The organism is Porphyromonas uenonis 60-3 (genome assembly GCF_000174775.1).
GTDB lineage: Bacteria > Bacteroidota > Bacteroidia > Bacteroidales > Porphyromonadaceae > Porphyromonas > Porphyromonas uenonis_A.
The window spans coordinates 21,628-28,954 of sequence record NZ_ACLR01000001.1 but is presented as its reverse complement, the minus strand read 5'-3'; the positions used below and the strand labels follow the sequence as shown (position 1 = coordinate 28,954).

Below are 7,327 nucleotides of genomic sequence, written 5' to 3'. Positions count from 1 at the left end.
CCATTCATTGGCGAGCTGACGAAGTTGCTCGATGAGCTGCTGAAGGGTAGGTAGGTAAACCTCGTGCAGCGCCTCACGAAGCATGAGCGGGAAGGCGGTATTGTTGACATCTTGCGAAGTTAGTCCGAAGTGGACATACTCCTCTATCTCCTCTAGTCCCAGCTGAGGAAGGTGACGCTTGATGTAGTACTCGACAGCCTTGACATCGTGATTGGTCGTAGCCTCTATATCCTTGACCTCCTGCGCAGCCTCCGTGGACCACTCCTTGTAGAGCTGTCGTAGAGCCTGTTGCTTAGGCTCCGTGATGGCTTTGCTCAGTGCGGGTATCGCTTGGGTGAGTGCTATGAGGTACTCCACCTCGATGCGTACACGATAGCGGATGAGCGCAGACTCGGAACTGTAAGCAGCTAGGGGAGCCGTCTTGCTCGCATAGCGGCCATCTAGGGGAGAGATTGCTTGAAGAGCGGACATACTGTTGTGGATTGAAGAGTGTGGTAAGATGACAAAAGGAGCTTGCTACCCTCTGGTAGCAACTCGATAGGAGATGGATTAAATGAATGACTAGACGCAAGACTCAAGATCGTGATGTCGTAAAGGAGACATCGTGCGTCCTGTGTCTTGCGCCTAGGCTCGGTATTAGAGGAGTGCTCGTTTAGCCTCTAGCCTTTTCGCAGATAGACTTAAAGGCTTCGGGATTGTTCATAGCGAGGTCAGCGAGGACCTTACGATTGATCTCAATCCCCTGCTTGTGTAGGGCACCCATGAGTGTAGAGTAGGACATACCCTCTAGGCGTGCAGCCGCATTGATACGCTGTATCCATAGAGCACGGAAAGAGCGCTTCTTATTCTTGCGGTCACGGTAGGCATAGGTGAGACCCTTCTCCCAGCCATTCTTGGCTACGGTCCATACGTTTCTGCGGGCACCGATGTATCCGCGGGTTAGTTTGAGTATTCTCTTGCGCTTAGCTCGTGAAGCGACGTGATTTACTGATCTAGGCATTTCTTGTGTCGATTAGTGTGTTTGATAGATACGTACTAAACTCTGTGTGAATCCTCGATTTAGAGGTTGAGCATCTCCTTAACGCTATGCTCATTGTGCGGGTGCACGAGAGCAGTGTAGGTAAGATTGCGCTTACGCTTCTTGCTCTTTTTGGTGAGGATGTGACTCTTGTACGCATGCTTACGCTTAACGCGTCCGCTACCTGTCAGGAAAAAACGCTTCTTGGCGCCTGATACTGTCTTCTGTTTAGGCATTTTGGTTGGATTTTGATTTGTGTGAAACTATTGTTAGACTCACCCCTCCGACCAACTACCTAGAGGCACGCCTATGCCCGTTTGGATAGTCTGCTACACACCTGGCGTAGCGGGTGGAGTAGGTGGATTTACTTGCTTATGAATGTGTCTGTGCTATGACTATTCGTTATCCTTTTCCTCAGATGCTTCTTGATCCGTCGACTCCTCGCTGGTCTGCTTCGGCTCCTTCTTCTTACCCTTGGCAGAGGCGGGCTTGGGTGCTAACATGATCGTCATGCGCTTACCCTCTAGCACGGGCATACTCTCCACACGTGCTAGCTCCTCTAGGTCATTGGCAAAGCGGAGAAGAAGTATCTCGCCCTGATCCTTAAAGAGGATGCTACGACCACGGAAGAAGACGTACGCCTTGACCTTAAAGCCATCCTTGAGAAAGCCCTCGGCATGGCGTAGCTTGAAGTTGTAGTCGTGGTCATCTGTCTGAGGCCCGAAGCGAATCTCCTTGACCACCACCTTAGCCTGCTTAGCCTTCTGCTCCTTCTGTCGCTTCTTCTGCTGGTAGAGAAACTTCTGGTAGTCAGTCACACGACATACGGGCGGCTCTGCGTTTGGCGAGATCTCCACAAGGTCTAGCCCCTGAAGCTCAGCTATACGACGAGCCTGCTGGATAGGGTAGACTCCCTGATCTACGTTGTCACCGACCAGACGTACCTCGCGGTGAGGTATCTGCTCGTTGATGCGGTTCGGTTGCTCTTTGATGGGTGGACGTCTGAAATTTCTACTGTTTGCCATTCGTCTGCAATTAGCAGTTAGTGATTCGTTAGCAGTGTGCTAGGTTTGGTTATTGGATCAAGTACTTAGATTGATGCGATCTGTCGGGATAAAGGGTGGGGACTACGCATTTGCGTTCATCTGACTCTCTATCTCCTTCAGGATACGCTCGGCAAAGGTACTAATTTTTTCTGTACCAGCATCACCCTCGCCTTGCTTACGCACTGAGACTGTGCCGTCAGCCTGCTCTTGCTCGCCGACGATCAGCATGTAGGGGATACGCTTGAGCTCGTTGTCACGGATCTTGCGACCCACCTTCTCGTTGCGGTCATCGACCGATACGCTGATGTCCTGCTCGCTTAGAGCTGCTGCTACCTCGTATGCGTAGTCGTTGAAGCGCTCTGAGACTGGTAGTATGACCACCTGGTCGGGTGATAACCATAGAGGAAACTTGCCCGCCGTGTGCTCTATGAGTACCGCTACGAAGCGCTCCATTGATCCAAAGGGTGCGCGGTGTATCATCACCGGACGGTGCTTCTGATTGTCCTCGCCCGTGTACTCTAGCTCAAAGCGCTCGGGCAGGTTGTAGTCTACCTGGATCGTACCGAGCTGCCAGCGTCTACCGAGGGCATCCTTGACCATAAAGTCTAGCTTCGGCCCGTAGAAAGCAGCCTCGTCGTACTCAACGTGGGCGGGTAGACCAGCCTCCTGACAAGCCTCGATGATAGCCTGCTCGGCACGGTCCCAGTTCTCCTCGCTACCGATGTACTTGCTGCGGTCAGTCTGGCTACGTAGCGAGATCTGCGCCTCAAAATTCTCAAAGTCTAGCGCTCTAAAGATGATGAAGATGATCTCCATCACCTTGAGGAACTCCTCCTTGACCTGATCAGGACGGCAGAAGATGTGGGCATCGTCTTGCGTGAAGCCACGTACACGTGTCAATCCGTGTAGCTCACCGCTCTGCTCGTAGCGATAGACCGTACCAAACTCGGCCAAGCGTACAGGTAGATCCCTGTAGGAGTGTGGCTTGAGCTTGTATATCTCGCAGTGGTGAGGGCAGTTCATCGGTTTAAGCATGAAGGCCTCCCCCTCCTGAGGTGTCGTGATTACTTGAAATGAGTCTGCGCCGTACTTAGCGTAGTGACCACTCGTCTTGTATAGCTCCACATTGCCGATGTGAGGCGTCATCACCTGCTGGTAGCCGTAGCGCTTTTGGATACGCTTGAGGAAGTCCTCCAGCTTGAGTCTTAGCTGTGTGCCACGTGGTAGCCAGAGAGGCAAGCCCTGTCCGACACGCTGTGAGAAAGCGAAGAGCTCCAGCTCCTTACCTATCTTACGGTGGTCACGCTTCTTCGCCTCTTCGAGCAAAGCAAGGTACTCATCCAGGAGTTTCTTCTTCGGGAAGGTGATACCATATATACGAGTCAACTGTCTGCGCGTCTCATCGCCACGCCAGTAAGCGCCAGCCACGCTCAGCAACTTGACCGCCTTGATCGGAGCTGTAGAGGGAAGGTGCGGACCACGGCATAGGTCGGTGAAGGCACCCTGCGTGTAGGTCGTGATGGTGCCATCCTCTAGATCGTTGATGAGCTCTAGCTTGTAGGTCTGACCCGTCTTCTTGAAGAAGTCCAGCGCATCGCTCTTAGAGATCGCTTTGCGCTCGAGCGTCTCCTTGCGGCGAGCCAATTCAAGCATCTTAGCCTCAATCTTCGGCAGATCCTCTGATTTGATCACCTGATCGCCCGTATCTATATCATAGTAAAAGCCCGCCTCGATAGCAGGCCCTATGCCAAACTGTACGCCAGGGTAAAGCTCCTGCAGTGCCTCCGCCATAAGGTGAGCCGAGGTGTGCCAGAAAGCGTGCTTACCACCCTCGTCCTCCCACTTGAGGAGCTTGATGTGGGCATCCTGCATGAGCGGTGTGCGCACATCTATGAGCTTACCATCGCACTCGGCCGCTAGGACCTCCTGCGCCAGTCGCTCGCTGATGCTATTAGCTATATCTAGCGGGGTCGAGCCCTGCTTCATTTCCTTAACACTCCCATCGGGTAGCGTGATATGTATCTGATCAGACATAAGTGGTGTGTTGTAGTCGACTAAAAAGGAGACCGTTGCCACGGCAACATGCTCCAAAAGGTATATACACCGCAAAGGTACAAAAAAAGCACTCACGGATATCTCCCCGCACATTTCCACTTTGATGTACAGTCCGCTGTAAGAGCGTAGCAGGACTGACGTATGACAAACTATCTTCTAGAAGATACGCTTGAGATAGCCCCAAACACACGCTTCGAGTGTCTCTATACGGTGGCAAATATCCGATCTGACTACTCAGACGTCTCTGATGATTTGGATCTCTCCTGAGGAAATCGGGAATCTCCAGGGAGCAAACGAATATTCCCCACGGAGACGGGAAATGAAACTTCGGAAGAATGAAATGAAACTTCGGAAGAAGCAAATCAAAGTTCCGAAGAATTTGTTCGTTCCTCCGTGGAGAATCAGAAATACCTACCGAGGCAATTTCGATTTCCTCGGAGGTGTGGTGTCGAGGTTCTCGGAGTGCGTCGAAGTGCATCGAACGAGTAATCCTTCGTAGGAGTGCACGATCGTTACTCGTCTCATCGGGTTGTCTTCACAATTTTGAAAATATCACGAGTAGCCCTTTGTAGGGACGCACGATCTGTGCGTCCGTTGTGTCAAAGGTTACAGTGTCAGGGCTTTAACGACAACGGACGCCATCCGACTAGACCCTATCGTGCGTCCCTACAATCGTTACTCGTCTCATCGGGTTGTCCGATTTGCGATAGAGTTCGCTTTTGGAAAAGTGGTTTTTGGAGCGAAAGTAGCTTTTGGAAAAGCGATTTTGGCTGAAGGGCGGGGGAAGGGGGGCTAGAGCTGGGCGATGAAGTTGTGCAGGTAGCGGCGTCCGTGGTCGGAGATGTAGCTCTCGGGGTGAAACTGTACGCCCCAGAGCGGTAGGGCGCGATGGCGTAGCGCCATGATGGTGCCGTCGGACTGGGCGTGTGCCGTGACTTGTAGCGTGTCGGGGAGGTTGTCGGGCTGTACGACCCACGAGTGATACCGACCGATGTGGCTACCAGTGGGGATGTCTCGTAGCAATTCGTCGTGATGCTCGATGATGAGTTGGTCGGTGTGTCCGTGGAGGGGTGTTCGGAGTTGCATTAGCTCAGCACCGCAGTAGGCTGCGAGTGCTTGATGTCCTAGGCAGACGCCCAGCATGGGCAGCTCCGTGTGGTAGCTGTCGATGAGCTCCATCAGGTGGCTCTGCTCCGTGGGTATCCCAGGACCTGGTGAGAGTAGGAGCCCGTGACTGCGTGCGACCATGGCGGGCGTGATCTGCTCTGTGTAGTGTATCTCCAGGGTGCACTCGTCGAGCTGCCGCAGGAGCTCTACGAGGTTGTAGACAAAGGAGTCGTGATTGTCAGCTATCAGTAGATGTTTCATTACAAGCCACGAAGATAGTATATTTGCAGATACAAACGAAGCTTGGGATACGGAAAGAGTGAATGATATGAAGCAGTCGATGATTGATAGGCTCAACGAACTGGGCGGGCAGGGCAAGCCATTTGTCTTCTGCCTAGACTACGAGATGAGCGAACTGATCCTTCTGGAGAAGCCCCTGGCGCAGCAAGAGCTACTTTTCGACATTGGTGGCGTGACCAATTGCTTGGCACGCTCCGTGAGCGATACGTCTGCTGTGCTATGCGCCACACCGATTAGCGAGGAGGCTTATGCGGAGCGTTTCGCAGTGATCCGCCATGCGTTGGAGCGGGGCGATAGCTTTTTGGCTAATCTGACGGTGGCGACTCCCATAGAGCTGAATATTTCGCTGGAAGAGGTATTCCTTCGTTCGCAAGCGCGCTATAAGTGCTACTTGCCAGGACGGTTCGTTTGCTTTTCGCCTGAGACCTTCGTGCGCATCGTGGGGAATGAAATCAGCTGCTACCCGATGAAGGGGACGATCGATGCGACCCTGCCCGATGCGGCTGAGACGATCCTCGGTGACTACAAGGAGACGGCCGAGCACTACACGATCACCGACCTGATACGCAACGACTTGAGCCGTGTGAGCCACGACGTGGCGGTGAGGCGCTTTAGGTATATCGATGAACTGGTTACTAGTCGTGGGCGCTTGCTGCAGGTGAGTTCGGAGATCGTTGGGCAGCTGAGTCCCAACTGGCGCGCTCATCTCGGGAGCATCCTGAGCGAACTGCTTCCAGCGGGCTCTATTAGCGGAGCGCCCAAGGAGGCTACTGTACGGGCGATCGCTGTAGCGGAGGGGGAGCCGAGAGGCTTTTACACGGGCATCTGTGGATACTTCGACGGGGAGACACTGGACAGTGGTGTGATGATACGCTTCATAGAGCAGCAGGCGGATGGAGCGCTACGTTACCGTAGCGGTGGCGGGATCACGATCAATAGTCACTGTGCGGAGGAGTATCGGGAGGTGTGTCAGAAGGTTTATCTACCATTCGTATGAGTCAAGTACCGTTATTACTGGAAAGCATCCGCTACGTAGATGGCGAGCCAGAACTGCTGCCTCTACACCAAGAGCGTGTCGACCGGTCGCTCGCTGAGTATGGCGTCAAGCCTCGCTGGCGACTGGCGGACTATCTGGCGCAGCACCCTTGTCCTGCGTCACTCATGGGGGTGGTCAAGTGTCGTCTTCTATACGATGCGGAGCCTCTGGAGGTGGGCTACGCTCCTTATCATCGGCGTACGATCCAGTCTCTGAGAGCTGTCGCTGCACCTGAGCTGGACTACCATCTCAAGTGGGCCGACCGGGCGGCTTTGCAGGCACTACTGGAGCAGCGTGGCGATGCGGATGAGGTCGTGATCGTCAATGAGGAGGGCTTGCTCACGGACAGCTCCTACACGAATATCGCTTTGCGCCAAGGAAACCGCTGGTACACGCCTCGTGTGCCACTCCTTGCTGGGGTGCAGCGCGCTCATTTGATCGCTGAGGGTGTACTAACGCCTCGCGACATACCGCTCGCCGAACTATCCGCCTACGACCGCATCGCCCTTATCAACGCTATGATGCCGTGGGCGGAGCGGATCGAATTAGAGGTTAGAGGCTAGAGTAGATTGGAGCTATCGGAGCTGTCTGAGTGATCTGAGTGATCTGAGTGATCCGAAGTCTCTGATGTCTCCGATCCTCGCTGGCTCGCTTTCGACAAAAAACAAGCTCACACCCAAAGCGACGTATGATCTAGGTGTGAGCCTGCACATGCGCTAGATAGGAGTATATCTAGAGCACGTGACCTTATGGGTTAGAGGCGTG

8 protein-coding genes are annotated in these 7,327 nt (G+C 53.6%); 2 read left to right on the top strand and 6 right to left on the bottom strand.

What is annotated here, in order from left to right; translation table 11 throughout:
- The 6 genes from PORUE0001_RS00155 to PORUE0001_RS00125 all read right to left on the bottom strand — a co-directional run.
- Positions 1–471 (bottom strand): lyase family protein (locus tag PORUE0001_RS00155; RefSeq protein WP_007364394.1); only part of this gene is annotated, 471 nt, incomplete at its 3' end.
- Positions 472–652: 181 nt separating this feature from the next.
- Positions 653–1,000 carry a 50S ribosomal protein L20 gene (rplT, locus tag PORUE0001_RS00150; RefSeq protein WP_007364385.1) on the bottom strand — a complete coding sequence of 116 codons (348 nt, stop codon included), beginning with the start codon at positions 998–1,000 and terminating at the stop codon, positions 653–655.
- 59 nt (positions 1,001–1,059) lie between these two features.
- On the bottom strand, positions 1,060–1,254 hold the full coding sequence (rpmI, locus tag PORUE0001_RS00145) for a 50S ribosomal protein L35 (RefSeq protein WP_007364378.1): 195 nt from the start codon (positions 1,252–1,254) through the stop codon (positions 1,060–1,062).
- A gap of 159 nt (positions 1,255–1,413) precedes the next feature.
- Positions 1,414–2,043 (bottom strand): translation initiation factor IF-3, encoded by a 630-nt coding sequence (infC, locus tag PORUE0001_RS00140; RefSeq protein WP_007364384.1) that lies wholly within the window; start codon positions 2,041–2,043, stop codon positions 1,414–1,416.
- Between the two features lie 102 nt (positions 2,044–2,145).
- Entirely contained in the window at positions 2,146–4,098 is a 1,953-nt protein-coding gene (gene thrS / locus PORUE0001_RS00135) for a threonine--tRNA ligase (protein WP_007364386.1), read from the bottom strand.
- Between the two features lie 813 nt (positions 4,099–4,911).
- A complete protein-coding gene (locus tag PORUE0001_RS00125; protein WP_007364409.1) occupies positions 4,912–5,487 on the bottom strand; it encodes an anthranilate synthase component II in 576 nt (191 codons plus the stop codon).
- Between the two features lie 67 nt (positions 5,488–5,554).
- Between PORUE0001_RS00125 and PORUE0001_RS00120 the strand changes: the two genes are divergently transcribed.
- Together PORUE0001_RS00120 and PORUE0001_RS00115 are read left to right on the top strand one after the other, a co-directional pair.
- Positions 5,555–6,523, top strand: a complete 969-nt coding sequence (locus PORUE0001_RS00120) for an aminodeoxychorismate synthase component I (protein ID WP_007364398.1) — start codon at positions 5,555–5,557, stop codon at positions 6,521–6,523.
- Positions 6,520–7,125, top strand: coding sequence for an aminotransferase class IV (locus tag PORUE0001_RS00115; RefSeq protein WP_007364400.1), 606 nt, complete (start codon positions 6,520–6,522; stop codon positions 7,123–7,125). The genes PORUE0001_RS00120 and PORUE0001_RS00115 overlap by 4 nt, the downstream gene beginning before the upstream one ends.
- Positions 7,126–7,327 lie beyond the last annotated feature (202 nt).